We start from the raw sequence: 26,412 nt of genomic DNA, 5'->3' as shown, positions 1-26,412 counted from the left end.
TTTTCATGGAACGCCGCTTTTTCATGGAACGCCGCGCGGACGTGGTGCGTCTACTCCTGTATGGACACCGGCCGGTTGGTCATCGACGCACCCCCGGACCCGCCGGAGCCGAACCGGACGAACCCGCTGGCCCGGCTGATGCCCGTGGCGATGATCGCCGCGATGGCCGGGATGACCGTGCTGTACATGACCTCGACCGACACCGCGACGCGCAATCCGATGTTCCTGTTCTTCCCGGTGATGATGGTGGTTTCGCTGATCGGCACCCTCGCCTACGGCGGTCGGGGCGCGGGCCGCGCCGGCGAACTGACCGCGCAACGCGCCGAGTATCTGCGGTATCTGGACACCATCGACGATCTGCTCGCCCGCGGCGCCGAGGAACAACACCGCCGTCTGCACTGCACCCATCCCGACCCCGCGTCGCTGTGGACGCTGGCGGGTTCGGCGCGGATGTGGGAACGCGCCGAGGACGACGGCGCCTTCGGCGTGATCCGCATCGGAATCGGTGCGCAACCGTGTGCGATCACCGCGGTGGCACCGGATCTCGGCTCCGGGGATCACGCCGACCCGGTCAGCGCCGACGCCGTGCGCCGGATGATCGGCAATCGGTCTGTCGTGCTCGACGTGCCGGTGACGATCCCGTTGCGCGCGGGTACCCGGGTCATCGTCACCGGCGACCCGGTCACGGCGAGGTCGGTGGTTTCGGCGATGGTGTGTCAGGTCAGCGCGTGGCACCACCCCGATCTGGTGTGCGTGTCGGCGCCGCCGGGGCGGGACTGGGACTGGGTGAAATGGCTGCCGCATCAGCGGGATTCGGGATCCTGCCGGCTTCGCGTCGTGGTCGCCGACGGCGCGACCGCGCCACCGGGTCCCGGCGCGTTGATCACCGTCGCCGGCGGCACCGGTGAGGTCCGGGTCAGCCTCGACGGCAATCCGGTGGCGGCTGGCTACGACGTGATGTCACCTGCCGATGCGCTGGCCTTCGCGCGCCGGATCGCCGGCCGGCGACGCGACGGTACCTCGCGGCCCCGCGGTCGGCGGGACTGGTGTGCGCTGACCGGCATCGACGACCCCACCTCGATCGATGTGCGCAGACGTTGGGCGCCACGTCCGGAATCCGACCGGCTACGGGCGCCCATCGGGGTGGCCGAAGACGGTTCGGTCGTCGTGCTGGACATCAAGGAGTCCGCAGCCGGCGGCCTGGGTCCCCATGGATTATGTGTCGGTGCAACAGGTTCGGGGAAATCGGAGTTCCTGCGCACCCTCGTGCTGGGGATGATCACCGACCATCCGCCGGAGCTTCTCAACCTGGTGCTGGTCGACTTCAAAGGGGGTGCGACCTTTCTCGGTCTGGAGAAGGCCCGGCACGTCGCGGCGGTGATCACCAACCTCGCCGACGAGGCGCCACTGGTGTCGAGGATGCGGGACGCGCTGTCGGGGGAGATCAACCGCAGGCAGGAGACCCTGCGGTCGGCGGGAAATCTGGCCAACATCGGCGAGTACGCCCGGGCCCGGACCCGCGGCGACGGCCTGCCGCCGCTGCCCGCGCTGTTCGTCATCGTCGACGAGTTCTCCGAATTGCTGAGCCGCCATCCCGATTTCGCCGACCTGTTCGTCGCGATCGGCCGCCTGGGCCGGTCGCTGGGCATCCACCTGCTCCTGGCCAGTCAGCGCCTCGACGAAGGCAGGCTGCGCGGCCTGGAGACGCACCTGTCCTACCGCATCTGCCTCAAGACGTTCTCGGCCGCCGAATCCCGGGCGGTGCTCGGGGTGCCGGATGCATACGCGTTGCCGTCCGAGCCGGGCGCGGGCTACCTGAAGACCGCATCCGGTGCGCTGACCCGCTTCCAGACCGCGTTCGTCTCCGGCGGCTACACCCCGACGGCCCCGGCGCAGCAGCCCGCGGTCGAGGTGCGACGCTTCACCCGCTTCGACACCGGCGGTGACCCCACACCGCAACCGCAGGCGACGGCGTCGCTGATCGACACCGTGCTCGCGCAGGTGGCCGGCTGCGGCATGGAGGCTCACCGGGTGTGGCTGCCGCCGCTGCGCCGCGCGCCCAGCCTGGCCGAGCTGCTGGCCGCCGCACCCGCCCGGCTGCTGACCGTGCCGATCGGTGTCGTGGACCGCCCGTTCGAGCAGCGCCAGACACCGCATCTCGTCGACCTGTCCGCGGCGGCGGGCAATGTCGCCGTCGTCGGAGCACCGCGGACGGGCAAGTCGACGACCCTGCTGACGATGATCACCGCGCTGGCGGCCACGCACGACGCCGGCGCGGTGCATTTCTACTGTCTGGACTTCGGCGGTGGGGAGCTGGCCCGGCTGAAAGGCCTGCCGCATGTCGGCGCGGTGGCGGGACGGCGTGATGCGGACCTCGCCCGGCGTACCGTCGCTCACGTCGAAGCGGTGCTGCGCCAACGAGAGTCGGAAGCCGCGGTTCGGGACACGCAGGTCTTCCTGGTGGTCGACGGGTGGGCGACCGTACGGCAGGACTTCGACGGGCTGGAACCGGCGATCACCGCCCTTGCCGTGCAGGGACTGGCGTACGGCGTGCACGTGGTGCTCGCGGCCTCGCGGTGGGCCGACCTGCGCCCGGCGCTGAAAGACCAGATCGGCACACGTATCGAACTGCGGCTCGGGGATCCGTCCGAATCCGAGATGGATCGCCGGCGCGCCCGGGAGATCGCCGACCGGCCCGCGGGCCGCGGCCTCACCCGAGGCGGCAGCGAGATGGCGATCGCGGTACCCGACCTGCGCACCGTACGCACCAGCGAGCACACCGCCCCACCGGTGCAACTGCTGCCCACCCATATCGACCGGCGGTCCATCGCCGCCGTCGCGCGCGCCCGCGAGGTGCTGCTGGGCCTGGGGGAGCGCGACCTGGCGCCGGTGACCCTCGATCTCGACGAGCACCCGCATCTGCTGATCCTCGGGGAGAACGAGTGCGGCAAGACCGCGGCGCTGCGGCTGTTGTGCACCGAACTCGAAGCCGCCCAACACGATCTACGGCTGGAGATCGTCGATGTCCGGCGCACCCTGCTCGGCGTCGTCGAATCCGCGCGCCTGACCGGCTACGCCGTGACGGGCGCCGCGGTGACATCGCGGCTGGCCGCGCTGACCGAAACCCTGGCCGCGCGAATGCCCGACGAACGCGTGACGCAACGGCAGCTGCGGGACCGGTCCTGGTGGTCGGGCCCCGAGCTGTACGTGCTGGTCGACGACTACGACATGGTGGCGGGCGCGACCGGGAACCCGCTCAACCCACTCGCCGAGTTCCTGCCGCACGCCAAGGACATCGGACTGCACCTCATCGTCGCGCGCCGATCCGGCGGAGCGGCGCGGGCGATGTTCGACCCGGTGCTGGCCCGGATGCGCGACATGGGGTGCGCGGGGTTGATGATGAGCGCCACAGCCGAGGACGGTGTGCTGCTGGGCGGCGTCCGGCCTGTCCGGCTGCCCGCCGGACGCGGCACGCTCGTGGTGCGGGGCCGGCCGGACGAGTTGATCCAGGTCGGGTGGGTGGATCCGCCGTGACAGCAATCGTCGAGGTCGGCCCGCACACCCTGCGCGGGCCGGACCCCGTCCCGGAATCGCTCGTCGCCGCAGCGCTGGACGGAGGCGACGATCCCGTCGCACTGGTCGGCGACGAGGCCGTGCCGGTGCGCGAACTGTGGGGTGACGTGCTGCGGACCGCGTGCGGGGGCACCGCATCGGCGGTCGTCGTGGTCGTCCCGACCTGGTGGCCGGCCGGCCGTGTCGACGTCGTCGCCACCGCCGCCGGCGATGTCTTCGCAGACCCCGTCGTGGTGCGGCGCGCGTCGCTGCTCGAGGACGACGACGTCACCGTGCTGGAGTTCGCGCCCGACCATGCCGTGATCACGGCACCGGCCTGCGATCCCGCCGTGGTGGCGCGTGACGCGCCGGATCTGGCTCAGCACCTGCCTGCGGCGGGCTGTGTGCTCGTCGACATCCCCGCCGGTGTCGCGGAACCGTCCCCCGACCTCGTCGCGCAACTACGCCACCGCGGTATCGTCCTGCGCCGCAGCAACCCCCGACTCGTCGAGGCGGCCGCCGTGGCGATGCTGACCCGACGGTCACCGGTTCCCGTCGCACGGGTGCGTTTACGCGTATCGCCCCGGGTGGCCGCGGTGCTGACCGGCGCCGCGGTGACGACCGCGGCCGTGGCCGGTGGATGGGCCGCCGAGATGCACACCACGTCCCCGTCGGAGGCCACCCGGCTGCTCGTGGAGGGGCGGGTCGCCGTTCGTGTACCCGCCCGCTGGCCGGCCGACCGCGTGACGACCGGTCCCGGGTCGGCGCGGGTGCGCGTCGCCGCGCCGAACGGGCTTCCGGCACTGCACATCACGCAATCCGTCGGTGGCGCGGTGGAACTGCCGGAGGTCGCCGCATCTCTGCGGCGGGCTCTCGAACGCGAACCCGACGGCGTGTTCGCCGACTTCGACCCGGCGGGCGAACGCGCAGGACGATCGGCGGTGACGTACGTCGAGCGACGTTCGGACACCGTGACACGCTGGGCGGTGCTGACCGACGGCGAGGTACGCATCGCGATCGGATGCCAGGACGAACCCGCCCGTGAGCAATTCGCCCAGGAGTGCGTCGACGCGGTGCGCTCGGCGCATGCCGTGAACTGAATTCAGCTCGTACGGAACCGTATTGGCCTGCGATGCGTCCAACTCTATAGATGCAGGAAACGACGAGAGGATACCCATGACACCGTCAGGTCCGCACGGGCCCGCACTGGCCACCGATTTCGAGCTCATGGTGTCGGTGGCCGATAAGACCGACCTCCGCAACGACGAGATCCGCGCGATGCTTGCGCAGTTCATCGGCGCGATGAGCAGTGTGCCGCCGTCGGTGTGGGGCGGGGTCGCGGCGGTGCGCTTCCGGGAGGTGATGGAGCGGTGGAACGCGGAGTCGGCGAAACTCCATTCCGCTCTGCAGCGCATCGCCCAGACCATCCGTGACAACGAACGGGTCCTGCGCGAGGCCACCGACAGCCACTCGCAGCGCATCGCTGCGGTCGCGCAGAGTCTGTGAGCCGGCGATGACCGACACCCTGTCCTATGATTTCGGCGAGATCGAGTACGCGGTCCGCCAGGAGATCCATTCCACCGCTTCACGATTCAACGCCGCGCTGGAGGATCTGCGCGCGCAGATCGCCCCGCTGCAGGCCACCTGGACGGCAGATGCCGCCGAGGCATACCGGATCGAGCAGACCCGCTGGGAACAGTCCGCCACCGCGTTGAACGACATCCTGATCAACCTCGGCAACGCGGTGCGCGAGGGTTCCGACGATGTCGCGGCGACCGACCGCAGAGCCGCCAACGCCTGGGGCGCCTGACGCCCCACCCCGACACTGTGCGGCCCCCGGGAGGAGGGGAGCCGAACGGGGGCCGCACAGTGGTCGCGACGCGCTAGGGTGGTGCGGGACACAGAGGGAACGTCAGTGGCAACTTCGACAAGCTCGACGGGACGGTCGCCCGGCGCGCCGTCGCCATCCCGGCTGCGCGCGCTGCACGAGTTGTTCGTCGCAGGCGAGGTCGACACCGGCTATCTGGACTCCGTCGCCGTTCGTCCCGTCGTCGCACAGAGTTGGCAGCGCAGCCTGGCCGGCGGCGTCGATCCCGATCTGGACGGTGCCCGCGCCGCCGGAGCCGCGGCCGCCGTCGACAGGCTGCGGCAGACCCATCCGCTGGCCCCCGCGCTGCCGGTCATCCGCAGGCTCCTCGTCGACGACGCAGTCGACTCCGGCATCGTCGTCGCGGTCAGCGCCGCCGACGGCACCCTGCTCTGGGTCGAAGGAGACCCCGCCGCATGCCGGCGGGCCGAGGCGATGAACTTCGTGCCCGGCGCCGACTGGAGCGAACGCGGCGCGGGCACCAACGCCCCGGGAACCGCACTGGCGGTGGACCGGGAGTTGCAGATCCACGGATCAGAACACTTCTCCCGCATCGTCCAGCCGTGGAGTTGCACCGCCGCCCCGGTGCACGACCCGACCACCGGTGCGCTGTTGGGCGCCATCGACCTGACCGGCGGAAGTGACGTCGCGACCGGGCAGACCCTCGCGCTGGTCCGCGCCACCGCCATGGCCGTGGAGAACCACCTCGCACTGCTGCGGCTCACCGGGATCGGGGCCGAGCCGGCCACCCGGAAACCCCACCTGGTGGTACTGGGCGGTGACCGGCCCCGCTGGGTCACCACCGACGGCAACGGCCATCTGCAGACCACCCACCTGACCGGCAGGCACGCCGACATCCTGGTGCTGCTGAGCCGCCATCCCGAGGGGCTGTCCGCCGACCACCTCGCCGTACTGCTCGACGAGAAGGACCTCGACGTCGTCACCGTGCGCGCCGAGATGTCGCGGCTGCGCAAGGTGATCGGTGCCGACCATCTCGGGTCGCGGCCGTACCGGCTGCGGACACCGATCACCAGCGACCTCGGCGAGGTGTTCGCCGCGCTGGACGCCGCCGACGTCGACACCGCGCTGAATCGCTATCCCGGTCCGCTGCTGACCCAGTCGGTGTCCCCGGCGATCGCGCGACTGCGCACCCAGCTGTCGGTCACGCTGCGCGCCGCGGTGCTGGCCGAGAGCGCACAGGGGCGGGCCGACCTGTTGCGCCGCTGGCTCGAGCTCCCCGAGGGGCGCGACGACCGTGACGGCTGGCAGGCGCTGCGCGACAGTGCCGGTGTCACCGCGCTGGCGCGCGCGCAGGCCCGCGGCCACCTCGCGGGCCTCGACCACGAACTCGGCTGAAAACCTGAGCACCGCGGGTCTGCGGCGTGGTTCGGCGATGCCGGAGATTCTCGCCGACGATGCAACCGTGCTGCAACGGTGACGCGCGTACGTTGGGTGACGCAGACCACACCACGCAGGAGGACCCATGACTGTCTACGCCCGTCCCGGCGCCGACGGCTCCCTGATGTCGTTCAAGCCCCGCTACGACAACTACATCGGCGGCCAGTGGGTCGCGCCCAACGCCGGCCGCTACTTCGAGAACCCGACGCCCGTCACCGGCCAGCCGTTCACCGAGGTCGCGCGTTCCGACGACAGCGACATCGAGAAGGCCCTCGACGCCGCCCACGCCGCGGCGCCGGCCTGGGGCAAGACCTCGGCCGCCGAGCGCGCCGTGATCCTGAACAAGATCGCCGACCGCATCGAGGAGAACCTCGAATCCATCGCGCTGGCCGAGTCCTGGGACAACGGCAAGCCGATCCGCGAGACGCTCAACGCCGATATCCCGTTGGCGGTGGACCATTTCCGCTACTTCGCCGGTGCGATCCGTGCGCAGGAGGGGTCGCTGAGCGAGATCGACGACGACACCGTGGCCTATCACTTCCACGAGCCGCTGGGGGTGGTCGGCCAGATCATCCCGTGGAACTTCCCGATCCTGATGGCGGTCTGGAAGCTCGCCCCGGCGCTGGCCGCGGGTAACGCGGTGGTGCTCAAGCCCGCCGAACAGACCCCGGCGTCGATCCTGTACCTGATGGAGATCATCGGCGACCTGCTGCCCGGCGGCGTCGTCAACGTGGTGAACGGGTTCGGTGTCGAGGCGGGCAAGCCGCTCGCCTCCAGCAACCGGATCGCCAAGATCGCGTTCACCGGCGAGACCACCACCGGCCGGCTGATCATGCAGTACGCATCGCAGAACCTGATCCCGGTCACCTTGGAGCTCGGCGGCAAGAGCCCGAACATCTTCTTCAACGACGTGCTCGCCGCCGACGACAGCTACCAGGACAAGGCGCTGGAGGGCTTCACGATGTTCGCCCTCAACCAGGGTGAGGTGTGCACGTGCCCGTCGCGGTCGCTGATCCAGGCCGACATCTACGACGATTTCCTCGCGCTGGCCGCGATCCGCACCAAGGCGGTCCGCCAGGGCGATCCGCTGGACACCGAGACGATGATCGGCGCGCAGGCCTCCAACGACCAGCTGGAAAAGATCCTGTCCTACATCGAGATCGGCAAGAGCGAGGGCGCCCAGGTCCTCACCGGTGGCGAGCGGGCGCAGCTCGGCGGCGATCTGAACGGCGGTTACTACGTCGCCCCGACGATCTTCACCGGCAACAACTCGATGCGGGTCTTCCAGGAGGAGATCTTCGGACCGGTCGTGGCCGTCACCTCGTTCACCGACTACGACGACGCGATCCGCATCGCCAACGACACCCTCTACGGTCTCGGCGCCGGGGTGTGGAGCCGCAACGGCAACACCGCCTACCGCGCCGGGCGTGACATCAAGGCCGGCCGGGTGTGGACGAACTGCTATCACCAGTACCCCGCGCACGCGGCGTTCGGCGGATACAAGCAGTCCGGCATCGGCCGCGAGAACCACAAGATGATGCTCGACCACTACCAGCAGACCAAGAATCTGCTGGTGAGCTACAGCGACCAAGCTCTCGGATTCTTCTGATCCGATGACCGACAACACGATGCGCGCCGCGGTCGTCACGGCGTTCGGTGAACCGCTGGTGGTCGAGGACCGCGCTCTGCCCACGCCAGGGCCGGGCGAGGCACTGGTGAAGCTCGTGACCTCCGGGGTGTGTCACACCGATCTGCATGCAGCACACGGTGATTGGCCCGTCAAACCGGCGCCGCCGTTCATCCCCGGGCACGAGGGCTTCGGCACCGTCGTCGCTGTCGGCGACGGGGTCGAGGACCTGGCCCCGGGAGACATGGTCGGCAACGCCTGGCTGTGGTCGGCCTGCGGGGTGTGCGAGTACTGCCGCACCGGGTGGGAGACGCTGTGCGAGAGCCAGCGCAACGGCGGTTACAGCGTCGACGGGAGTTTCGGCACCTACATGCTCGTCGACGCGGCGTTCGCCGCGCGGATCCCCGACGGCGTCGATCCGGTCGAGGTCGCCCCGATCCTGTGCGCGGGTGTCACCGTGTACAAGGGGCTGAAGGTCACCGGTACGCGGCCCGGTCAATGGGTGGCGATCTCGGGGATCGGCGGCCTCGGCCACGTCGCGGTGCAATACGCCAGGGCGATGGGTCTGCGGGTGGTGGCGATCGACGTCGACGATTCCAAACTCGACCTCGCGACGAGGTTGGGTGCGGAGGTGGTGGTCAACGCGCGCACCGCGGATGTGGTCGCCGAGGTGCAGCAGGCCACCGGCGGGACGCACGGTGTGCTCGTGACGGCCGTGCACCGGGAGGCCTTCGGTCAGGCGATCGGGCTGGCGCGGCGCGGCGGCACCATCGTCTTCGTCGGCCTTCCGCCCGGCGATTTCCCGGCCCCGATCTTCGACATCGTGCTCAAGGGGCTGACGATCCGCGGTTCGATCGTCGGTACCCGCCAGGACATGGTGGAGGCGATCGACTTCTTCGCCCGCGGGCTCGTGCACCCGACCGTGCAGACGACGCGCCTGGACGACATCAACGACGTCTTCGACAGGATGGAACGCGGTCAGATCGACGGACGGGTCGTCATCGACTTTCGCTGAGTTGCAGTACGCGCCGCCCGTGCATCTGCGATAGTGCGGAATTGTTGCAAACGCAAATAATTCCGTCGAAGGGTGCCGCTCAGTGTCCAAGTCCCGCAATTTCCCTGCTGCCCAGTCGAATCCGCGAGTCGCATCGATTCGAACAGCCTTGGTGGCAGGGGTTGGCGGAGCGGCAATGGTCAGCGCAGCGCTCGTTCTGGCGACGTCCACGGAGTCGTCAGAGAGTTTGCTGGAAGTAGCGCTGGTCTCGGTTGATGCACCAACAGCCCCAGTGGCGGGCGAGCCGTGGTGGTGGCTGGAAAACGCCCGACCGGACAACCCGAAAACATCGAGCCAGGCCGGTACCCCGTCGGCGGTGAGTCTCCGGCCGATGTTCGGACCCGGCGGCTGGCTGATCGGCGACGGTCTGGACGCCGTCGCCGGATGTGTGGGTGCGGCGTGTCACGGCGGCAACGGCGGACTCCTGTTCGGCAACGGCGGGCGCGGCGCAGACGGGATCGGGGTCGGCGTGGCCGGCGGAAACGGCGGGCGCGGCGGACTCTTCGGCGGCAACGGCGGCGACGGGGGTCACGGCGGCCTCGGCGCGCGCGGCGGAAATGGCGGTGACGCAGGGCTTTTGGCGTTGTTCGGGCAAGGCGGCAACGGCGGTGACGGTGGCGCCGGGTACGCCGGAGCCACGGGTGCGACCGGAGTCGCCGGCACTCAGGGCGAGACGGGGGCCGGCGGCGCGCGGGGACATGACGGTGCGAACGGGGTCGACGGAGCGGCCGGTTCCGACGGGGCGGCCGGAGTCAACGACACCGGAGCCCCGGGCTCCGACGGGCAGTCCGGCGCCCTCGGTGCGCCGGGACTGCCCGGCGGTGCGGGCAACCCCGGTGGCAACGGCGGCGATGGCGGGGCCGGAGGCCACTCGATCCTGGGTCTTCCGCTCATCGACCCCGGCGACGGCGGCCGCGGCGGCGACGGTGCGGGGTACGGCGCGTCCGGTGGCAACGGAGGCAACGGCGGAGACACCTTGATAAGCCTTCTCGGCGGGACCGGCGGCCGTGGGGGTGACGGCGGCAACGGCGCTGCCGGAGCGCCCGGCGCGACCGGCGGTGACGGTGGTGACGGCGGGAACGGCGAGGCGGGCGCCGACGGTGGGAACGGGCAGGTGGGCGGCAGAGGCGGTGACGGTGGCGCCGGCGCGACCGGTGGCACCGGAGTCGCGGGCGGCAACGGCGGCAACGGCGGCGCCGGTGGACTGTTCGGACGGGGCGGCAAGGCGGGCGACGGCGGTGCGGGCGGAACCGGAGGAACCGGGGGAGCAGGCGGCGCCGGAGGCGGCGGCGGCAATGGCGGCGATGGGGGTGCCGGGGGCAACGGAGGCAACGGAGGACACGGCGGAGACGCAGGTCGAGGCGGCGACGGCGCAGCCGGCGGGAATGGTGGCAATGGTGGAAACGGCGGCAACACCGACGGCCTGAACAACAGTGTCCTGGACCAGCCCGGCCTCGGCGGTGCCGGAGGCCTCGGCGGTGCCGGCGGTACGGGTGGTGACGCAGGTGCACCCGGGGCGGGCGGGCTCGGAGGCGACGCGGGTAAGGGCGGTTACGGTGGCGACGCCGGTGCCGGGGGCCGCGGCGGTGACGGCGGTACCGGCGGTGCGGGCGGTCAGGGTGGGCAGGCAGGCCGTGCCGGATCAAGTGGGCTGTTCGGATCGCGCGGGGACAGCGGCTCCGACGGGGTATCCGGGGGCAGCGGCCAACCGGGTGTGCGTGGAGTCGACGGGCAGGACGGGCAACGCGGATCCGACGGTGCGTCGGGAACCCGTGGCGCCGACGGTGTGTCGGGGGCTACCGCCGACCGCGGTGCGGACGGCGCCCGAGGCAACGACGGGACGTCCGGCAACGGCGCCTGAGCGCGTTTTGACCTGCGCGGATATCAGTAGGTAAGCTGCGTCGTTGGCGTGCGCCGGCCTTCGGGCCTTCGGTCGCCTCGGGTCCCCGCCGGTCGCCGAGGCATTCTTGCAGCACACGCTTGACCGGCACCCGGGCCACCGGGATCACACACCCGAGCAGATGCTCGAACAGAGATAGAGGTAGCGCTGTGTCTACGTACACGCCGAAGGCGGGTGACACCACGCGTTCGTGGTACGTCATCGACGCCACGGACGTGGTGCTCGGCCGGCTCGCCGCGGAAGCAGCCAAGCTGCTGCGCGGCAAGCACAAGCCGACGTTCACGCCCAATGTCGACAGCGGCGATTTCGTCGTCATCATCAACGCCGAGAAGATCGCCCTCAGCGGCGACAAGCTCACCAAGAAGTTCGCCTACAGCCACTCGGGTTACCCCGGCGGTCTGCGCAAGCGCACGATCGGCGATCTGCTGGCCAAGCACCCGACCCGCGTCGTTGAGAACGCGATCATCGGCATGCTTCCGCACACCAAGCTGAGCCGTCAGGTCCAGAAGAAGCTGAAGGTCTACGCGGGTCCGGAGCATCCGCACGCCGCGCAGCAGCCGATTCCGTTCGAGATCAAGCAGGTGGCCCAGTGACCGAAGCTGAATACACCGACGTCGAGGGCACCGAGGTGGCCGAGGCCATCGGTGCCGAGACCGAGACCGAGGCCTACAGCGACGCCGAGTACGAGGCCCCGCGCGAGCCGGTCCTGATCGACCGTCCCATCCAGACCGTCGGCCGCCGCAAGGAAGCCGTCGTCCGGGTGCGCCTGGTTCCCGGCACCGGCCAGTTCAACCTGGACGGCCGCACGCTGGAGAACTACTTCCCGAACAAGGTGCACCAGCAGCTCATCAAGGCCCCGCTGGTCACCGTCGACCGCCTCGAGCAGTTCGACATCTTCGCCCATCTCGATGGTGGCGGCCCGTCGGGCCAGGCCGGCGCCCTGCGTCTGGCCATCGCCCGCGCCCTGATCCTGGTGCAGCCGGAAGACCGGCCCGCACTGAAGAAGGCCGGCTTCCTGACCCGCGACCCGCGAGCCATCGAGCGCAAGAAGTACGGACTCAAGAAGGCCCGCAAGGCGCCTCAGTACAGCAAGCGCTGATCGCTTCACCTCCCGACGCCCGGTGGCTCCTCGCGAGCCGCCGGGCGTTCGGCGTTCTCGGGTCGAATCGACGAATGTGGCCCGTGACACAGCGCGAATTCAGGGAATTCGTTCGGCGCTGTGCACAGGGGAAAGGCGTCGATAGTTAATTAGGTGAATTCGCTGTACCGGCCTTCTCGGGGGTTCGGGGTTGTATTCGCTCACCGAACTGGGCAACCCTCGAATTCGAAGCCAGGACGCGTGTTTCAGCGTCGGCAGGCCGTTCCTGCCTCATGGCTTCATGAACTGCAAAGGAGTGATTGATGAGCTTCGTCAAGAACGCCGCAGCGGGTGCTGTCCTCGGTGGATCCCTGCTTTTCACCGCCGGACTCGGAATGGCGCAGGCGCAGCCTGTGGACGCTCCGGATGGTCTGGTGAATCTTTCGGTCGGCGACGTGACCCTGCTGCAGGGCGTCACCGCTGACACCGCCGCGACCGCGGCCAGCGCCCTGTGCGGCGTCGAGCCCACCGATGTCAGCGCGCTGGCCAGCCAGGTCGACGACGAGGGCAACGCGCAGACCGTGTGCTCGGGCCTGCCCGGCGGCGACCTGGTGGTCGCCCAGAACACCTCGTCGGCGGCGTCGGCGGAAGAGGGCACCGCTGACGACAGCGAGAGCGGAAGCAGTGAGAGCACAACCGCCACCCAGAGCCCGGCCGGCTCCGAAGAGGAGTCCAACAGCGAAGGGTAATTGAGCCCTGACTCAGCTGGAACTCACCGCCCGTACCCCACGCCGGGGTGCGGGCGGTGAGCCGTTTTACGGCCCGTAAGGGCCATAATCGGCGCGGGTGCGCAAATTGGCTCGTGGGCCCCGGGTGTGAGAGGTTGTCACGATGGCTCGACTGTTCGGCACCGACGGAGTGCGCGGTGTCGCCAATCAGGAACTCTCTCCCGAACTGGCGACAGCGCTGGGGTCGGCCGCGGCGCGCCGGCTGACGCGAACCACGGGCACCGGGCGGCGGATCGCCGTCGTCGGCCGCGACCCCCGCGCCAGCGGCGAGATGCTCGAAGCCGCCGTGATCGCCGGTATCGCCAGCGAGGGCGTCGACACGCTGCGCGTCGGCATCCTGCCGACCCCCGCGGTCGCGTACCTGACCAGTGCCTACGACGCCGACTTCGGGGTGATGATCTCGGCGTCGCACAATCCGATGCCCGACAACGGGATCAAGATCTTCGGTCCCGGTGGCCACAAGCTCGACGACGCCACCGAGGACCGCATCGAGGAACTGGTCCAGCAGGGGCCCGGCGCACGCCCGATCGGCGCCGGCATCGGCCGGGTCGTCGACGCCGAGGATGCGCTGGAACGCTATCTGCGCCACGTCGGTAAAGCGGCCACCACCCGGCTGGACGCGTTGACGGTGGTCGTCGACTGCGCGCACGGCGCCGCGTCGCTGGCCGCACCCCGGGCCTACCGGGCCGCCGGAGCGAACGTCATCCCGATCCACGCCGCCCCCGACGGTCTGAACATCAACGACGGCTGCGGTTCGACGCACATGGACTCGCTGCGGTCCGCGGTGGTGTCCTACGGCGCGGATCTGGGGCTGGCGCACGACGGCGACGCCGACCGGTGCCTGGCGGTGGACGCCCACGGGCGCGTCATCGACGGTGACGCCATCATGGTCGTGCTCGCATTGGCGATGCAGGACGCCGGAGAGCTGGCGGACAACACCCTGGTCGCGACCGTGATGAGCAACATGGGCCTGCACCTGGCGATGCGCGCGGCCGGCATCGAGGTGCGCACCACCGGCGTCGGGGACCGGTACGTGCTCGAGGAGCTGCGGTCCGGAGGGTTCGCCCTCGGTGGAGAGCAGTCCGGGCACATCGTGCTGCCGTCGTTCGGCACCACCGGCGACGGAATCGTCACCGGGCTGCGGCTGATGGCCCGGATGGCGCAGACGGGGCGCAGCCTCGCTCAGTTGGCCGAACCGATGCAGACCCTGCCGCAGGTCCTGATCAACGTCGAGGTCAACGACAAGACCACGGTTGCCGACGCCCCGTCCGTGCGTGACGCTGTCGCGCAGGTCGAGGCCGAACTGGGGGACTCCGGACGAATCCTGTTGCGTCCCTCGGGTACCGAACAGGTGGTCCGGGTGATGGTGGAGGCCGCCGACGAGGACACCGCTCGCCAGATGGCGGTCCGCGTCGCGGATTCGGTCACCGCCGAAAGCTGACGGAACCGGACGGCGCGCCGCTGCGTCCTACCTGGTATGGGAACGGTGAGCGCGGCACGCGTCGACACGGCTGCGGTCCGCGCGATCGCGCGGGAATACGACACGGTCGCCGCGATCGTCGATGAGGTGGTGCACCGTCATCTCGGCGAGGTCGAGTTCGGCGCGTCCTCGGCCGGGCGCGCCTACGCCGCTCACGGCGATGCGGTCCGGGAAGCCCTTGCCGGCCTGGCGGTTTCGCTGCGGCAATGGTCCCGCGCGGCGACCGAGATCTCGGTGGCCCTGCGTGCCGCCGCCGATCGCTACGAGGACGCCGACGCACGCGCGGCCGGGCTGGTGGGGTAGCGGGATGGCCGAGAGGTCCGATGTGGCAGCACAGTTGGCGCAGGGACGGTCCGCCGTCGACACCATCGCCCGCTACGTGTGGGCGTGCAAGCAACTCGGCTACGAGCACGCCGACCTCACAATGCATCCGGGCCAGTTGGCCGACTGGTACGGCACCGAGGACGGGATGGATCTCGGTGCGCTGCAGCGGTGTGGTGCGGCGCTGGAGGGTGCGGGCCGGTCGGTGCGCGACGCGTTGGATGTCGAGGACCGTCAGCGCGCCGAGATCGCCGCGGCATGGCAGGGGTCCGGTGCCGCTGCCGTGCGGGATTTCCTTCGGCGGCACGGCGATTCCGCGGCCACCGTGGCCGCGGCGATCCATGCCGCCGCCGACGCGGTCGCCGCGCTGCGCGACGAGCTGTGGGTCGCGGTGGACAGAAAGGTCGACGCCGTCATCGAGGTCGACGGACGCGCGGCCGGTTCCAGGGCCGATTGGTCGGCCGCGGCGACGACGGTCACGACCGGGGCCGGTGATGTCGCGACGGCCAGTGAACTCGTCGACCAGGCGGTGAAGCCGTTCGTGGACAGCGCTGTTCGCGACGACTGGCTGGCCGCGATGCGCGACGCGGTGGGTGCGGTGAACCAGGCCTACCAGCGTGCGATCGCCACCCTCGATGCGGGGCCCCCGCCGGTGTTCGACGTCCCCGGTGATCTGGGCCCGGTCGGCGGTCTCGGCCCGGGCGCGTCCCCGGCCCCGGTCGCGCCGGCGGCCCCGGCCGCGTGGACAGCCCCGGCGGCATGGAGCGCGCCGCCCCCGGCCCCTGCGCCCGCGCCGGTGCTGGACGCCGCACCCGCTCCACCCGCAGCGCCCGTCGCACCGCCGCAGCCACCGCCGCCGCCGCCGTTCGGATCGATGGGTTCGGGGCTGCCCGATATCGGGGCAGGCCTGTCGGGCCTCGGTCAGCAGTTCGCCGACGCGCTGAGCGGGCTGCTCGGGGGCAGCGTCGGCGCCGAGATCCCTGACCCACCGGACATCGAGGACCTTGACGAAGAGCCCGACGAAGAACCCGTCGAGGAGGAAGAACCGGAAGAACCCGACGACGAGGAAGAACCGGAAGAACCGGACGAGGAACCCGAACCCGAGCCCGAGCCCGAGCCTGAGCCCGGGCCCGGGCCCCAGCCCGAGGACCTCCCGCCCGCCGCACCGGAACCCCCGCCACCGCCACCACCGCCGCCACCCGCCGAGCCCGTCGCCGAACCGCAGACGCCGTGTGAGATCGCCGCCGGGGAGGTGCCGCAGGTCGGCGAGGCCGACGGGTAGCGTCACGCGATGTGAAGCTGCGTATCCCAGAAGCCTTGGCGCTGTTCCTGCTCGGAGCGGTCGCGGCGCTGATCGGTGACCACAGCCATGTCGCGACCGGCACCACCGTCTACTACACCGACGCCGTGCCGTTCCTCTGGAGCAGCCCGCTCTGGTTCCCCGTGCTCGTCGGCGGCGCGACGGTGATCCTCGCCGAACTACGGCTGCACTTTCCCGGGCTGCGCGACGGTGTCACCGCCAGGCAGGCGCTGGCCGGTGTCGCCGCCGTCGTGGGTCTGTACGTGACGACGGCTCTGACGCACACCGGGCCGGTCGTCCCCGTCACCGCGCTGATCGCGGCCGGGGCCGTCATCGTGTGGTGCGCGCTCGGTGACGGTCCGGCGGTGGCATGTGGCGCGGTGATCGCGATGATCGGCCCCGCGGTCGAGATCGCCCTGGTGCAGCTCGACGTGTTCGCCTACAGCCCCGATGCGGATCAACTGTTCGGCGTCGCACCGTTCCTGGTGCCGCTGTACTTCGCGTTCGGCGTCGTCGCTGCGCTGATCGGGGAGCTCACCGTCGCTCGCAGGCCGCGCAACGCCGACCCGGTGTGCGACACGCTCAACCGCGGGCCAGGTGCCGACTGATCACCAGTCGTTGAATCTGGTTGGTGCCCTCGAAGATCTGGGTGATCTTGGCTTCGCGCATGTACCGCTCCACCCGGTAGTCGCGGGTGTATCCGGCGCCGCCCAACACCTGCACGGCATCGGTGGTCACCTTCATCGCGGCGTCGGTGGCGACCAGTTTGGCCACCGACGCGTTGCGGGAGTACGGCAGACCCGCGTCGCGGCGCCGCGCCGCGTCGAGGTAGGTCGCGCGCGCGGAATCCACCGCGGCGGCCATATCGGCCAGCAGGAATGCCAACCCCTGGTGGTCGATGATCTTGCGGCCGAACGTCGTTCGCTCCTGGCTGTAGGCGACAGCCGCGTCGAGCGCGGCCTGAGCGAGCCCGACGGCGACGGCCGCGATCCCGAGCCGGCCGGAATCCAGTGCGCTGAACGCGATCTGCAGCCCCTGACCTTCGGCGCCGATGCGCCGGTCCGCGTCGAGGAACGCATCGTCGTAATGCGCGGCGGTGGTCGGCACCGCGTGCAGCCCCATCTTCTCCTCGGGCTTGCCGAACGTCAGGCCGTCGGTGTCCTTGGGGACCAGGAAGCAGGAAATGCCTTGTGAGCCCTCGCCGGTGCGGGCGAACAGGTTGTAGAAGTCGGCGATGCCGCCGTGGGTGATCCACGCCTTGGATCCGGTGATGCGGTAGCCGCCGTCGACCGGGGTCGCCTTGCACGACAGCGCCGCCGCATCGGAACCGGCCTGCGGTTCGGACAGGCTGTAGGCGCCGATCGTCGACCCACCCAGCATCTCGGGCAGCCAGCGCTGTTTCTGCTCGTCGGTGCCGAACGCCATCAGCGGATGACACGACAGGCTGTGCACGCTGACGGCCACCGCGACGGCCGCCCACCGCGCGGCGAGTTCTTCGAGCACCTGCAGGTACACCTCATAGGACTGACCGCCGCCACCCCACTCCTCGGGGTACGGCAGGCTCAGAAGCCCAGCCTCACCGAGCGTCGCGAAGACCCCGTCGGGATACGTCTCGTCCTTCTCATGCTGGTCGACGATCGGGTCGAGCACCTTGTCGGCGATCTGGCGGGCCAGATCGACCAAGTCGCGTGCGTCGTCGGACGGGAGAAGACGGTCCACAGCCATACGCCGCACAGTACTACAGGACTCTTTTCAGTACTATCGGCTCATGACCAGGCCCGCCTTCGCGACCACACGGCAGACCGAACTCTTCGACGCGTTGGTGGCGCTGTTTCTGGCGGACGGCTTCGCGCACCTGACGCTCGACGAGATCGCCGCGCGGCTGCGGTGCTCGAAGTCCACGTTGTACGCGCTGGCCCCCAGCAAGGAGCAACTCGTGCAGGCCGCGACGGTGCACTTCTTCCGCACCGCGACCGACGCGGTCGAATCGCGGGTGAACGCGGTGTCGGGGGCCCGGGACCGGATCGCGGCCTACCTCGCCGCCGTCGGCGCCGCGCTGGACCCGGCCTCCGACCAGTTCATGGCCGATCTCGATGCGTTCGCACCGGCCCGGGCCGTCTACGAGAGGAACACCCGGATCGCGGCACGCAGGGTGCAGGCGCTGATCGCCGAAGGCGTTGCCGCCGGCGACTTCCGGGATGTGCACGCCGCATTCGCCGCCGACCTGGTGGCGGCGGTGATGGTGCGGATCCAGCAGCGCACGGTGCGCGCCAACACCGGACTCGACGACGCCGATGCCTACCGTGAGCTCGCCGCGATCCTCACCGGCGGCATCCAGGCCTGACCGGGGTCAGACGAGCGCCTGCAACTCTTCGACGAACTTGATCCGCTCGGCGGCGTCGACGCCCATCGGGTGCAGCAGCATCGTGGTGACACCGGCCTCGGCGAATGCCGCGAGCCGTTCTTTGACATAGCCCTTCGGCCCGACCAGCGACACCTTGCGGACCAGATCGTCGGGGACCGCGTCGATCGCCTCGGCCTTCTTGCCGGCCAGGTAGAGGTCCTGGATGTGGTCGGCGACCTCGCCGAAGCCGTACCGGGTGGCCAGGTTGTGGTAGAAGTTCTTGCCCCGCGCACCCATGCCGCCGATGTAGAGCGCCAATTGCGGTTTGGCCCAAGCCAATCGGTCTTCGACGTCGTCACCGATCGCCAGCGTCGCGCTGACCATCACGTCCAGCGGGCCAAGTTCCGGGTCACGCCGTGACGCACCGGCGCGCAACGCGTCACCCCAGACGTCGTCGGCCTTCTCGGGGTAGAAGAACACCGGCTGCCAGCCCTCGGCGATCTCGGCGGTGAGCTCGACGTTCTTCGGACCCAGCGCGGCGATGGTGATCGGGATGCGTTCGCGCACAGGATGGTTGATCAGCTTCAGCGGCTTGCCGAGCCCGGTGCCGCGCTCGGCCGGCAGCGGCAGCTGGTAGTACTTGCCCTCGTAGCTGAGCCGCTCGCGGCGCCAGACCTGCCGGCAGATCTCGACAACCTCGCGGGTGCGGCCCAGCGGCGCGTCGAACGGAAGGCCGTGGAAGCCCTCGATCACCTGCGGTCCCGACGTGCCCAGTCCGAGCCGGAACCGGCCGTCGGAGACGTAGTCGACCCCGGCCGCCGTCATCGCCATCAGCGCGGGGGTGCGGGTGTAGATCGGGACGACGCCGGTGCCGAGCTCGATCCGCGACGTCCTGGCCGCCAGGAAGCCGAGCTGGCTGATCGCGTCGTAGGAGTACGCCTCGGCGACCAGCGCGATGTCGACGCCGAGCTTCTCGCACTCGACGACCTCGTCGACCGCTTCCAGAAAACCGCCGGCGTAGCTGAGGAACATCCCGGTCCGCATCGAAGTCGTCACAGCACAGGTATAGCAGCCAACCGGTTGGTTGGGAAAGTCCTGGGGCTTCAGTGGAGCTCAGGGTTTCAAAAGAGCAATGACCTTGTTCTCCAGGTCCACCGGATCGCCGGCGAACGGGTCCATCACCGGCGCCTTGGGCAGTTCGGTCTCGGCGTCGGCGAAGTCGCGGTAGGTCTTGTCGCCGGTGAGCAGATGCAGCAGGTATCCGGTCATCAGCGCACGCACGATCTTCTGGGTGCCGCGGTCCGCGCCGGGCAGGCCGACGACCTTGGCCAGCCCGCGCCCCTCGACCAGGCCGCCGGACTTGGTCTTCGAGGTCGCGCGCAGGGTCGCGGTCTTCCACGCCCGCGCCAACTCGACGGCGTTCGACCGCAGCGACATCGGGTCGCCGGGATCGGTCAGGATCAGCCCCGGCACGGTCAGCCCGGCCGCCGGATCCTCGGCCGCAGGGCTGGAGACGGTCGGATAGGCGGCGACCACGGCCTTCGGCTTGACCGGCAGGCCCGCTGCCGCGAACACCACCGCCGATGCGCCGAAACCGTGTCCGGCCAGTCCCAGCTTGCCCGGATGCACGCTGATGGCACCTTCGCCCAACCGCACGCCGGTGATGATGTCGAGCGTCGTGCCCAGGTCGAACGCCAGATTCAGCACCGACGGGGCCAGGCCCGTCTCGGTGTTGGGCGCCGCGGCGACGATGCCCCACGACGCCAGGTGTTCCAGCGTCCCGTGGTAGCGCCCGGCCGATGTGATCCAATCGTGAGCGAACGCGACACCGGGCAGATTCTTGCCTTCCGCGGGCGTGTAGACGACGCCCGGCTGGCCGGCAAAGGCCAGGTCACCGCGGAGAACGCGGTGCGGTCCGCGACGGGTCAACGCGGCAAAGAGCTTCTTCGTGCTGGCCACCTGATGACCGTAGCCCAACCGGGTTCAGGGCGTCCGCTGCCGTACCCTGGATGCCTATGTGTGGAATCGTCGGCTACGTCGGGCAGCGCCCTGCCTGCGACATCGTCGTCGACGCGCTTCGCCGGATGGAATACCGGGGGTACGACTCGTCCGGTGTGGCGCTACTCGACGGACACGGCGGCCTCACGGTCCGCCGCAAGGCGGGGCGACTGGCCAATCTGGAGGCGGCCCTGGCCGAGAGCGGGGCGGAGAGCCCTGCCGGTGCGACAGGGCTGGGGCACACCCGGTGGGCGACCCACGGCAGGCCCACCGACCGCAACGCGCACCCGCACTGCGATGCGTCCGGCAAGATCGCCGTGGTCCACAACGGCATCATCGAGAACTTCGCGGCGCTGCGCGCCGAACTGGAGGCCGACGGCGTCGAGTTCGCCAGCGACACCGACACCGAGGCCGCGGTGCACTTGGTCGCTCGCGAGTACCTGCACGGCAGGACCGCGGGGAACTTCGCCGAGTCGGTCTTCGCGGTGCTGCCCCGGCTGGAGGGGCACTTCACGCTGGTGTTCGCCAACGCCGACGATCCCGGCACGATCGTGGCGGCCCGCCGCTCGACGCCGCTGGTGCTCGGTGTCGGTGACGGCGAGATGTTCGTCGGCTCGGACGTCGCGGCGTTCATCGAGCACACCCGCGACGCCGTCGAGTTAGGCCAGGATCAGGCCGTCGTCGTCACCGCGGACGGCTACCGTGTCACGGACTTCTACGGCAACGACGACTCCGCCAGCGCTCGCCCGTTCCACATCGACTGGGATCTGTCGGCCGCCGAGAAGGGCGGCTACGAGTACTTCATGCTCAAGGAGATCGCCGAGCAGCCCTCCGCGGTGTCCGACACCCTGCTGGGGCACTTCGTCAACAACCGGATCGTGCTCGACGAGCAGCGCCTGTCCGATCAGGAACTGCGCGACATCGACAAGGTCTTCGTGGTCGCATGCGGCACCGCGTACCACTCCGGGCTGCTGGCCAAGTACGCGATCGAGCACTGGACCCGCCTGCCCGTCGAGGTCGAGCTGGCCAGCGAGTTCCGCTACCGCGACCCGGTGCTGGACAGCCACACCCTCGTCGTCGCGATCTCGCAGTCCGGCGAGACCGCGGACACGCTGGAGGCGGTCCGGCACGCCAAGGAGCAGAAGGCCAAGGTGCTGGCCATCTGCAACACCAACGGCAGCCAGATCCCGCGCGAATGCGACGCGGTGCTCTACACCCGCGCCGGGCCGGAGATCGGCGTCGCGTCGACCAAGACGTTCCTGGCCCAGGTGGCCGCGAATTACCTTGTCGGGCTTGCGCTTGCGCAGGCTCGCGGTACCAAGTACCCCGACGAGGTGGCCCGCGAGTACCACGATCTGGAAGCCATGCCCGAGATGATCGCCCGGGTGCTGGCGTCGTCGGAGCCGGTGGTGCAACTGGCCAAGCAGTTCGCGTCGTCGCAGACGGTGCTGTTCCTGGGCCGCCACGTCGGGTATCCGGTGGCGCTGGAGGGCGCGCTCAAGCTCAAGGAGCTGGCGTACATGCACGCCGAGGGCTTCGCCGCCGGTGAGCTCAAGCACGGCCCGATCGCGCTGATCGAGGACGATCTGCCGGTCATCGTGGTGATGCCGTCGCCGAAGAACTCCGCGACGCTGCACTCCAAGCTGCTGTCGAACATCCGCGAGATCCAGGCGCGCGGCGCGATCACGATCGTCATCGCCGAGGAAGGCGACGACACGGTGCGGCCCTACGCCGATCACCTGATCGAGATCCCAGCCGTGTCAACGCTTTTCCAGCCGCTGCTGTCGACCATCCCGATGCAGCTGTTCTCGGCGGGCGTGGCGCAGGCGCGCGGCTACGACGTGGACAAGCCACGCAATCTGGCGAAGTCGGTCACCGTCGAATAATGCTAGGGTGGCTGACTTTTAGCCCACCTAGCAAAGAATTCCGGCGATCGGTGAAACACTCGAGGTGGATTGCCCGATATACCGGGTAATTAACCGCTGTGCAGCAATGGCCGGCGCCGCCGTGCGACGTCATCACGTCGCCGATCACCGAGCGGACTCGCGAACACGTACACATGCGTCTTGCTGCAGAAACAGGCCGGGGGACGGCAATGAACGCAATGGAACAGACGCGTAGCGGCAGGTTCACCGTGACGCCGCGCAGGGACGGGGAGATCCTGGTTCTGCACGCGCGCGGCGATCTGGACGTGCTGACCGCGCCCACACTGAGCACCTACCTCGACATCGGCCTCGCCTCCGCACCCGCGGTGGTGATCGTCGACATCACCGACGTGACGTTCCTGTCGTCGGCGGGCATCGGGCTGCTGGTCGAGACGCACCGGCTGACCGAGCGCGGCGGAATCTCCCTGCGCGTGGTCGCCGACGGACCCGCGACCAGTCGGCCGCTGCGGATGATGCGCATCGACGAGGTGATCGACCTCTATCCGTCGTTGGCGGAGGCGACCGGCGACTGCTGATACAGCGCCAGGGCCCAACCCTGCGCGGTGCGGTGATACACCGACGACATCGCGCCGACGAAGGGTTTCTCAGAGGGGTCGTCCGCGCCGTCGCGCCAGCCCGTGCCGGTGTACACCAGGGCCGCGGTGTCGTCGTCGATCGGGACCACCCGGACGTCGCTGATCTCGTAGCGCGCCCACGGCGGTGACTGGCCGAGGGCGGACACGACGGCGTCGCGGTCCATCACCATGCCGTTGGCGAGCACCATGACCGCGTCGTCGGTCATCAGGCCACCGTAGAACGTGTCGCCGGTGCCGTCGCACAGCGACTTCCAGCCGGCGTGTTCGAGTTCGAGGAGTTCGTCGTGCAGAGCCATGGGCACCGAGTACCCACGTACCGTTATGCGAATGCGGTACTTCTACAGCGCCGAGGCGATCCGCGACGCCGAAGCGCCCCTGCTGGCCTCGCTGCCCGACGGCGTACTGATGCGCCGGGCCGCGTTCGGGCTCGCCACCGCCATCGCCGAGGACCTGGGCACCGTCTCGGGCAAGACCGTGTGCGCGGTCGTCGGCTCCGGGGACAACGGCGGCGACGCGCTGTGGGCGGCCACGTTCCTGCGTCGCCGCGGGGCGGGCGCGTCCGCGGTGCTGCTCAACCCCGAACGGGCGCATCCGAAGGCGTTGGCCGCTTTCCGGCGCGCCGGTGGCCGCATCGTCGAAACAGTGCCTGCGGCAACAGATCTGGTGATCGACGGGGTGGTCGGCATCTCCGGCTCGGGTCCGCTGCGGCCCGACGCCGCCGCCGTTTTCGACGCGGTGTCGGCCGCCGGTATCCCGGTCGTCGCCGTGGACTTGCCCAGCGGTGTCGACGTCGCCACCGGAACCGCCGACGGTCCCCATGTGGAACCCGCCCTGACCGTCACGTTCGGCGGGCTCAAACCGGTCCACGCCCTCGGTCGCTGCGGCCGGGTCGAACTCGTCGACATCGGCCTGGACCTCGCGCCCAGCGACGTCGGCGCCCTCGAGGCCGAAGACGTCGCCGCGCTGTGGCCGGTGCCGGGGCCGAAGGACGACAAGTACACCCAGGGCGTCACCGGCGTCATGGCCGGTTCGGCCACCTATCCCGGTGCGGCCATCCTGTGTACCGGTGCGGCCGTGGCCGCCACGTCCGGCATGGTCCGCTACGCGGGAACCGCTGCCGCGGAGGTGGTTTCGCACTGGCCCGAGGTGATCGCCACCTCGAGTCACGCGAGCGCCGGACGCGTGCAGGCGTGGGTCGTCGGTCCCGGCTTCGGCACCGACGAGACCTCGGCCGCCGCACTGGTGTTCGCGCTGGAAACCGACCTGCCGGTGATCGTCGACGCCGACGGGCTGACCATCCTGTCCGCCCACCCCGAGATCGTCCAGGGCCGCCGTGCCCCCACGGTGCTGACGCCGCACGCCGGCGAGTTCGCGCGGCTGGCCGGTGCGCCGCCGGGCGACGACCGCATCGCCGACACCCGCCGGCTCGCCGACCGCCTCGGCGTCACCGTGCTTCTCAAAGGCAACGTCACCGTCGTCGCCGAACCCGACGGCCCCGTGCGCCTCAATGTGGCGGGCAACGCGTGGGCGGCCACCGCCGGTTCCGGCGACGTGCTGTCCGGTGTGATCGGCGCGCTTCTGGCAGCCGGGGCCGCGCCGGGGGAGGCCGCGGCCGCGGCGGCGTTCGTGCACGCGCGCGCCGCGGATCTGTCCGCGCGCGACCCCGGTCCGGCCGCCGCCCCGACATCGGCGTCGCGCATCCTGACCCATCTGCGACCCGCGCTGGCCTCGATCCTCTAGAAAGGACACATGCCCAACGTTTCGCGTCATTCGTCGCTGACCCCCGCTTACACCGGCCGGCTGTCCTCCTCTCCGATCCCGGCGCTGCGCCTGCCCGACGAGTCGATGGAATCGGAGCTGACCTACCGCTACATCCACGACGAGCTGATGCTCGACGGCAGCTCGCGGCTGAATCTCGCGACGTTCGTCACGACGTGGATGGATCCCGAAGCGGGCCAGCTGATGTCGGAGACGTTCGACAAGAACATGATCGACAAGGACGAGTACCCGGTCACCGCGGCCATCGAGCAGCGCTGCGTGTGCATGGTGGCTGACCTGTTCCACGCCGAGAACCTGCGCGACGACGACCCGTCCACCGCGATCGGGGTCTCCACCGTGGGCTCCAGCGAGGCCGTGATGCTGGCCGGCCTGGCGATGAAGTGGCGCTGGCGGGCGAAGGTCGGCAAGGACTGGAAGACCAGGACCCCGAATCTGGTGATGGGGTCGAACGTGCAGGTGGTGTGGGAGAAGTTCTGCCGCTACTTCGACGTCGAGCCGCGCTACCTGCCGATGGAGAACGGCCGCTACGTCATCACCCCCGAACAGGTGGTCGACGCCGTCGACGAGGACACCATCGGTGTGGTCGCGATCCTGGGGACGACGTACACCGGCGAGCTGGAGCCCGTCGGCGAGATCTGCGCGGCGCTCGACAAGCTGGCCGCCACCGGCGGTCACGACGTGCCGGTGCACGTTGACGCGGCCAGCGGCGGGTTCGTGGTGCCGTTCCTGCACCCCGACGTGGTGTGGGACTTCCGACTGCCCCGGGTGGTGTCCATCAACGTCAGCGGGCACAAGTACGGGCTGACCTACCCGGGCATCGGGTTCGTGGTGTGGCGCAACGCCGAGCACCTGCCCGAGGAACTGGTGTTCCGGGTCAACTACCTCGGTGGTGACATGCCGACGTTCACGCTGAACTTCTCCCGGCCCGGCAATCAGGTGGTGGGGCAGTACTACAACTTCCTGCGCCTCGGGCGGGACGGGTACACCCAGGTCATGCGCACGCTGTCCGAGACCGCGCAATGGCTGTCGCACGAGTTGGAGGGGATCACGGGACCCGACCGCAAGCCGCTGTTCGAGGTGATCACCGACGGATCGGCCATCCCGGTGGTCGCGTTCAAGCTGGTCGACGGCGCGAAGTTCACCGTGTTCGACATCTCGTCGCTGTTGCGCAGCTACGGCTGGCAGGTGCCCGCCTACACGATGCCCGACGACGCCACCGACGTCTCTGTACTGCGCATTGTCGTGCGTGAGGGTTTCTCGGCCAACCTGGCCCGTGCGCTGCGCGACGATCTGGTGGAGGTGCTGGGCAAACTCGAGAAGGTGGGCATCGGCGGGTTCGCCGACGAGGAGCATTTCGCCCACTGAACGTGCGCCTGGGACAATCGGGGGCGGTGACCACTACCGA

At 69.9% G+C, this 26,412-nt stretch carries 24 protein-coding genes; 20 read left to right on the top strand and 4 right to left on the bottom strand.

Going from position 1 to position 26,412, the window contains the following annotated elements:
* Positions 1-60 precede the first annotated feature (60 nt).
* The 15 genes from eccCa to NTM_RS00770 all read left to right on the top strand — a co-directional run bounded on the left by eccCa (position 61) and on the right by NTM_RS00770 (position 16,973).
* The gene (gene eccCa / locus NTM_RS00840) at positions 61-3,534 is read left to right on the top strand and encodes a type VII secretion protein EccCa (RefSeq protein WP_163765153.1); all 3,474 of its coding nucleotides are present in this window, start codon (positions 61-63) and stop codon (positions 3,532-3,534) included.
* A complete protein-coding gene (locus NTM_RS00835; RefSeq protein ID WP_232079586.1) occupies positions 3,531-4,652 on the top strand; it encodes a type VII secretion-associated protein in 1,122 nt (373 codons plus the stop codon). The genes eccCa and NTM_RS00835 overlap by 4 nt, the downstream gene beginning before the upstream one ends.
* Before the next feature lie 76 nt (positions 4,653-4,728).
* On the top strand, positions 4,729-5,058 hold the full coding sequence (locus NTM_RS00830) for a WXG100 family type VII secretion target (protein ID WP_163765152.1): 330 nt from the start codon (positions 4,729-4,731) through the stop codon (positions 5,056-5,058).
* A gap of 7 nt (positions 5,059-5,065) precedes the next feature.
* Entirely contained in the window at positions 5,066-5,362 is a 297-nt protein-coding gene (locus NTM_RS00825; RefSeq protein ID WP_083144996.1) for a WXG100 family type VII secretion target, read from the top strand.
* Between the two features lie 105 nt (positions 5,363-5,467).
* Positions 5,468-6,775 (top strand): helix-turn-helix domain-containing protein, encoded by a 1,308-nt coding sequence (locus tag NTM_RS00820; RefSeq protein ID WP_163765151.1) that lies wholly within the window; start codon positions 5,468-5,470, stop codon positions 6,773-6,775.
* Positions 6,776-6,902: 127 nt separating this feature from the next.
* Entirely contained in the window at positions 6,903-8,426 is a 1,524-nt protein-coding gene (gene adh / locus NTM_RS00815; protein ID WP_104862961.1) for an aldehyde dehydrogenase, read from the top strand.
* A 4-nt stretch (positions 8,427-8,430) separates the two neighbouring features.
* On the top strand, positions 8,431-9,459 hold the full coding sequence (adhP, locus tag NTM_RS00810) for an alcohol dehydrogenase AdhP (protein WP_179963862.1): 1,029 nt from the start codon (positions 8,431-8,433) through the stop codon (positions 9,457-9,459).
* A gap of 370 nt (positions 9,460-9,829) precedes the next feature.
* The gene (locus tag NTM_RS28965) at positions 9,830-11,359 is read left to right on the top strand and encodes a PGRS repeat-containing protein (RefSeq protein ID WP_163765150.1); all 1,530 of its coding nucleotides are present in this window, start codon (positions 9,830-9,832) and stop codon (positions 11,357-11,359) included.
* Positions 11,360-11,547: 188 nt separating this feature from the next.
* Positions 11,548-11,991 (top strand): 50S ribosomal protein L13, encoded by a 444-nt coding sequence (gene rplM, locus NTM_RS00800; RefSeq protein ID WP_104862962.1) that lies wholly within the window; start codon positions 11,548-11,550, stop codon positions 11,989-11,991.
* Positions 11,992-12,038: 47 nt separating this feature from the next.
* Positions 12,039-12,497, top strand: a complete 459-nt coding sequence (gene rpsI, locus NTM_RS00795; RefSeq protein WP_104863222.1) for a 30S ribosomal protein S9 — start codon at positions 12,039-12,041, stop codon at positions 12,495-12,497.
* Positions 12,498-12,799: 302 nt separating this feature from the next.
* A complete protein-coding gene (locus NTM_RS00790; protein WP_163765149.1) occupies positions 12,800-13,225 on the top strand; it encodes a hypothetical protein in 426 nt (141 codons plus the stop codon).
* A 142-nt stretch (positions 13,226-13,367) separates the two neighbouring features.
* Positions 13,368-14,705: a phosphoglucosamine mutase gene (glmM, locus tag NTM_RS00785; RefSeq protein WP_163765148.1), complete on the top strand. Its 1,338-nt coding sequence runs from the start codon at positions 13,368-13,370 to the stop codon at positions 14,703-14,705.
* Between the two features lie 36 nt (positions 14,706-14,741).
* A complete protein-coding gene (locus NTM_RS00780; RefSeq protein ID WP_104862964.1) occupies positions 14,742-15,047 on the top strand; it encodes a type VII secretion target in 306 nt (101 codons plus the stop codon).
* Between the two features lie 4 nt (positions 15,048-15,051).
* A complete protein-coding gene (locus NTM_RS00775) occupies positions 15,052-16,347 on the top strand; it encodes a hypothetical protein (RefSeq protein ID WP_163765147.1) in 1,296 nt (431 codons plus the stop codon).
* A gap of 11 nt (positions 16,348-16,358) precedes the next feature.
* The gene (locus tag NTM_RS00770) at positions 16,359-16,973 is read left to right on the top strand and encodes a diacylglycerol-binding protein (protein ID WP_163765146.1); all 615 of its coding nucleotides are present in this window, start codon (positions 16,359-16,361) and stop codon (positions 16,971-16,973) included.
* On the opposite strand, the gene NTM_RS00765 is transcribed toward NTM_RS00770, so the two are convergent.
* Positions 16,948-18,090: an acyl-CoA dehydrogenase family protein gene (locus tag NTM_RS00765; RefSeq protein WP_163765145.1), complete on the bottom strand. Its 1,143-nt coding sequence runs from the start codon at positions 18,088-18,090 to the stop codon at positions 16,948-16,950. The genes NTM_RS00770 and NTM_RS00765 overlap by 26 nt on opposite strands.
* 43 nt (positions 18,091-18,133) lie before the next feature.
* Here NTM_RS00765 and NTM_RS00760 point away from each other — a divergent pair, with 43 nt between their 5' ends.
* Entirely contained in the window at positions 18,134-18,709 is a 576-nt protein-coding gene (locus tag NTM_RS00760) for a TetR/AcrR family transcriptional regulator (RefSeq protein WP_163765144.1), read from the top strand.
* Between the two features lie 6 nt (positions 18,710-18,715).
* On the opposite strand, the gene NTM_RS00755 is transcribed toward NTM_RS00760, so the two are convergent.
* Together NTM_RS00755 and NTM_RS00750 are read right to left on the bottom strand one after the other, a co-directional pair.
* Positions 18,716-19,753 carry an LLM class F420-dependent oxidoreductase gene (locus NTM_RS00755; protein ID WP_163769330.1) on the bottom strand — a complete coding sequence of 346 codons (1,038 nt, stop codon included), beginning with the start codon at positions 19,751-19,753 and terminating at the stop codon, positions 18,716-18,718.
* 69 nt (positions 19,754-19,822) lie between these two features.
* On the bottom strand, positions 19,823-20,668 hold the full coding sequence (locus NTM_RS00750; protein ID WP_163765143.1) for a dienelactone hydrolase family protein: 846 nt from the start codon (positions 20,666-20,668) through the stop codon (positions 19,823-19,825).
* 56 nt (positions 20,669-20,724) lie between these two features.
* Here NTM_RS00750 and glmS point away from each other — a divergent pair, with 56 nt between their 5' ends.
* Together glmS and NTM_RS00740 are read left to right on the top strand one after the other, a co-directional pair.
* Positions 20,725-22,593: a glutamine--fructose-6-phosphate transaminase (isomerizing) gene (gene glmS, locus NTM_RS00745; protein ID WP_104862970.1), complete on the top strand. Its 1,869-nt coding sequence runs from the start codon at positions 20,725-20,727 to the stop codon at positions 22,591-22,593.
* A gap of 218 nt (positions 22,594-22,811) precedes the next feature.
* A complete protein-coding gene (locus NTM_RS00740) occupies positions 22,812-23,168 on the top strand; it encodes an STAS domain-containing protein (RefSeq protein WP_435405020.1) in 357 nt (118 codons plus the stop codon).
* Here NTM_RS00740 and NTM_RS00735 read toward each other — a convergent pair.
* Positions 23,132-23,524 (bottom strand): nuclear transport factor 2 family protein, encoded by a 393-nt coding sequence (locus tag NTM_RS00735; protein ID WP_163765142.1) that lies wholly within the window; start codon positions 23,522-23,524, stop codon positions 23,132-23,134. The two genes, NTM_RS00740 and NTM_RS00735, sit on opposite strands and share 37 nt — an antisense overlap.
* 31 nt (positions 23,525-23,555) lie before the next feature.
* Here NTM_RS00735 and NTM_RS00730 point away from each other — a divergent pair, with 31 nt between their 5' ends.
* Together NTM_RS00730 and gad are read left to right on the top strand one after the other, a co-directional pair.
* On the top strand, positions 23,556-24,968 hold the full coding sequence (locus NTM_RS00730) for an NAD(P)H-hydrate dehydratase (RefSeq protein WP_163765141.1): 1,413 nt from the start codon (positions 23,556-23,558) through the stop codon (positions 24,966-24,968).
* 9 nt (positions 24,969-24,977) lie between these two features.
* The gene (gene gad / locus NTM_RS00725) at positions 24,978-26,372 is read left to right on the top strand and encodes a glutamate decarboxylase (RefSeq protein ID WP_104862974.1); all 1,395 of its coding nucleotides are present in this window, start codon (positions 24,978-24,980) and stop codon (positions 26,370-26,372) included.
* Positions 26,373-26,412: the final 40 nt, after the last annotated feature.

The organism is Mycolicibacterium parafortuitum (assembly GCF_010725485.1).
Taxonomy (GTDB): domain Bacteria; phylum Actinomycetota; class Actinomycetes; order Mycobacteriales; family Mycobacteriaceae; genus Mycobacterium.
Note: the sequence above shows the minus strand (reverse complement) of the source record. Positions and strands in the feature narration are given on the sequence as shown.

What these genes read in the sequence shown, in the direction of transcription:
- NTM_RS00730 (WP_163765141.1), top strand. Translation starts at nt 23,556, where the DNA reads ATGCGGTACTTCTACAGCGCCGAGGCGATCCGCGACGCCGAAGCGCCC.
- adh (WP_104862961.1), top strand. Translation starts at nt 6,903, where the DNA reads ATGACTGTCTACGCCCGTCCCGGCGCCGACGGCTCCCTGATGTCGTTC.
- NTM_RS28965 (WP_163765150.1), top strand. Translation starts at nt 9,830, where the DNA reads ATGTTCGGACCCGGCGGCTGGCTGATCGGCGACGGTCTGGACGCCGTC.
- NTM_RS00825 (WP_083144996.1), top strand. Translation starts at nt 5,066, where the DNA reads ATGACCGACACCCTGTCCTATGATTTCGGCGAGATCGAGTACGCGGTC.
- NTM_RS00735 (WP_163765142.1), bottom strand. Translation starts at nt 23,524, where the DNA reads ATGGCTCTGCACGACGAACTCCTCGAACTCGAACACGCCGGCTGGAAG.
- glmM (WP_163765148.1), top strand. Translation starts at nt 13,368, where the DNA reads ATGGCTCGACTGTTCGGCACCGACGGAGTGCGCGGTGTCGCCAATCAG.
- NTM_RS00780 (WP_104862964.1), top strand. Translation starts at nt 14,742, where the DNA reads ATGGGAACGGTGAGCGCGGCACGCGTCGACACGGCTGCGGTCCGCGCG.
- gad (WP_104862974.1), top strand. Translation starts at nt 24,978, where the DNA reads ATGCCCAACGTTTCGCGTCATTCGTCGCTGACCCCCGCTTACACCGGC.
- eccCa (WP_163765153.1), top strand. Translation starts at nt 61, where the DNA reads ATGGACACCGGCCGGTTGGTCATCGACGCACCCCCGGACCCGCCGGAG.
- NTM_RS00760 (WP_163765144.1), top strand. Translation starts at nt 18,134, where the DNA reads ATGACCAGGCCCGCCTTCGCGACCACACGGCAGACCGAACTCTTCGAC.
- NTM_RS00790 (WP_163765149.1), top strand. Translation starts at nt 12,800, where the DNA reads ATGAGCTTCGTCAAGAACGCCGCAGCGGGTGCTGTCCTCGGTGGATCC.
- adhP (WP_179963862.1), top strand. Translation starts at nt 8,431, where the DNA reads ATGACCGACAACACGATGCGCGCCGCGGTCGTCACGGCGTTCGGTGAA.
- NTM_RS00765 (WP_163765145.1), bottom strand. Translation starts at nt 18,090, where the DNA reads ATGGCTGTGGACCGTCTTCTCCCGTCCGACGACGCACGCGACTTGGTC.
- NTM_RS00740 (WP_435405020.1), top strand. Translation starts at nt 22,812, where the DNA reads ATGGAACAGACGCGTAGCGGCAGGTTCACCGTGACGCCGCGCAGGGAC.
- NTM_RS00775 (WP_163765147.1), top strand. Translation starts at nt 15,052, where the DNA reads ATGGCCGAGAGGTCCGATGTGGCAGCACAGTTGGCGCAGGGACGGTCC.
- glmS (WP_104862970.1), top strand. Translation starts at nt 20,725, where the DNA reads ATGTGTGGAATCGTCGGCTACGTCGGGCAGCGCCCTGCCTGCGACATC.
- NTM_RS00755 (WP_163769330.1), bottom strand. Translation starts at nt 19,753, where the DNA reads ATGCGGACCGGGATGTTCCTCAGCTACGCCGGCGGTTTTCTGGAAGCG.
- NTM_RS00830 (WP_163765152.1), top strand. Translation starts at nt 4,729, where the DNA reads ATGACACCGTCAGGTCCGCACGGGCCCGCACTGGCCACCGATTTCGAG.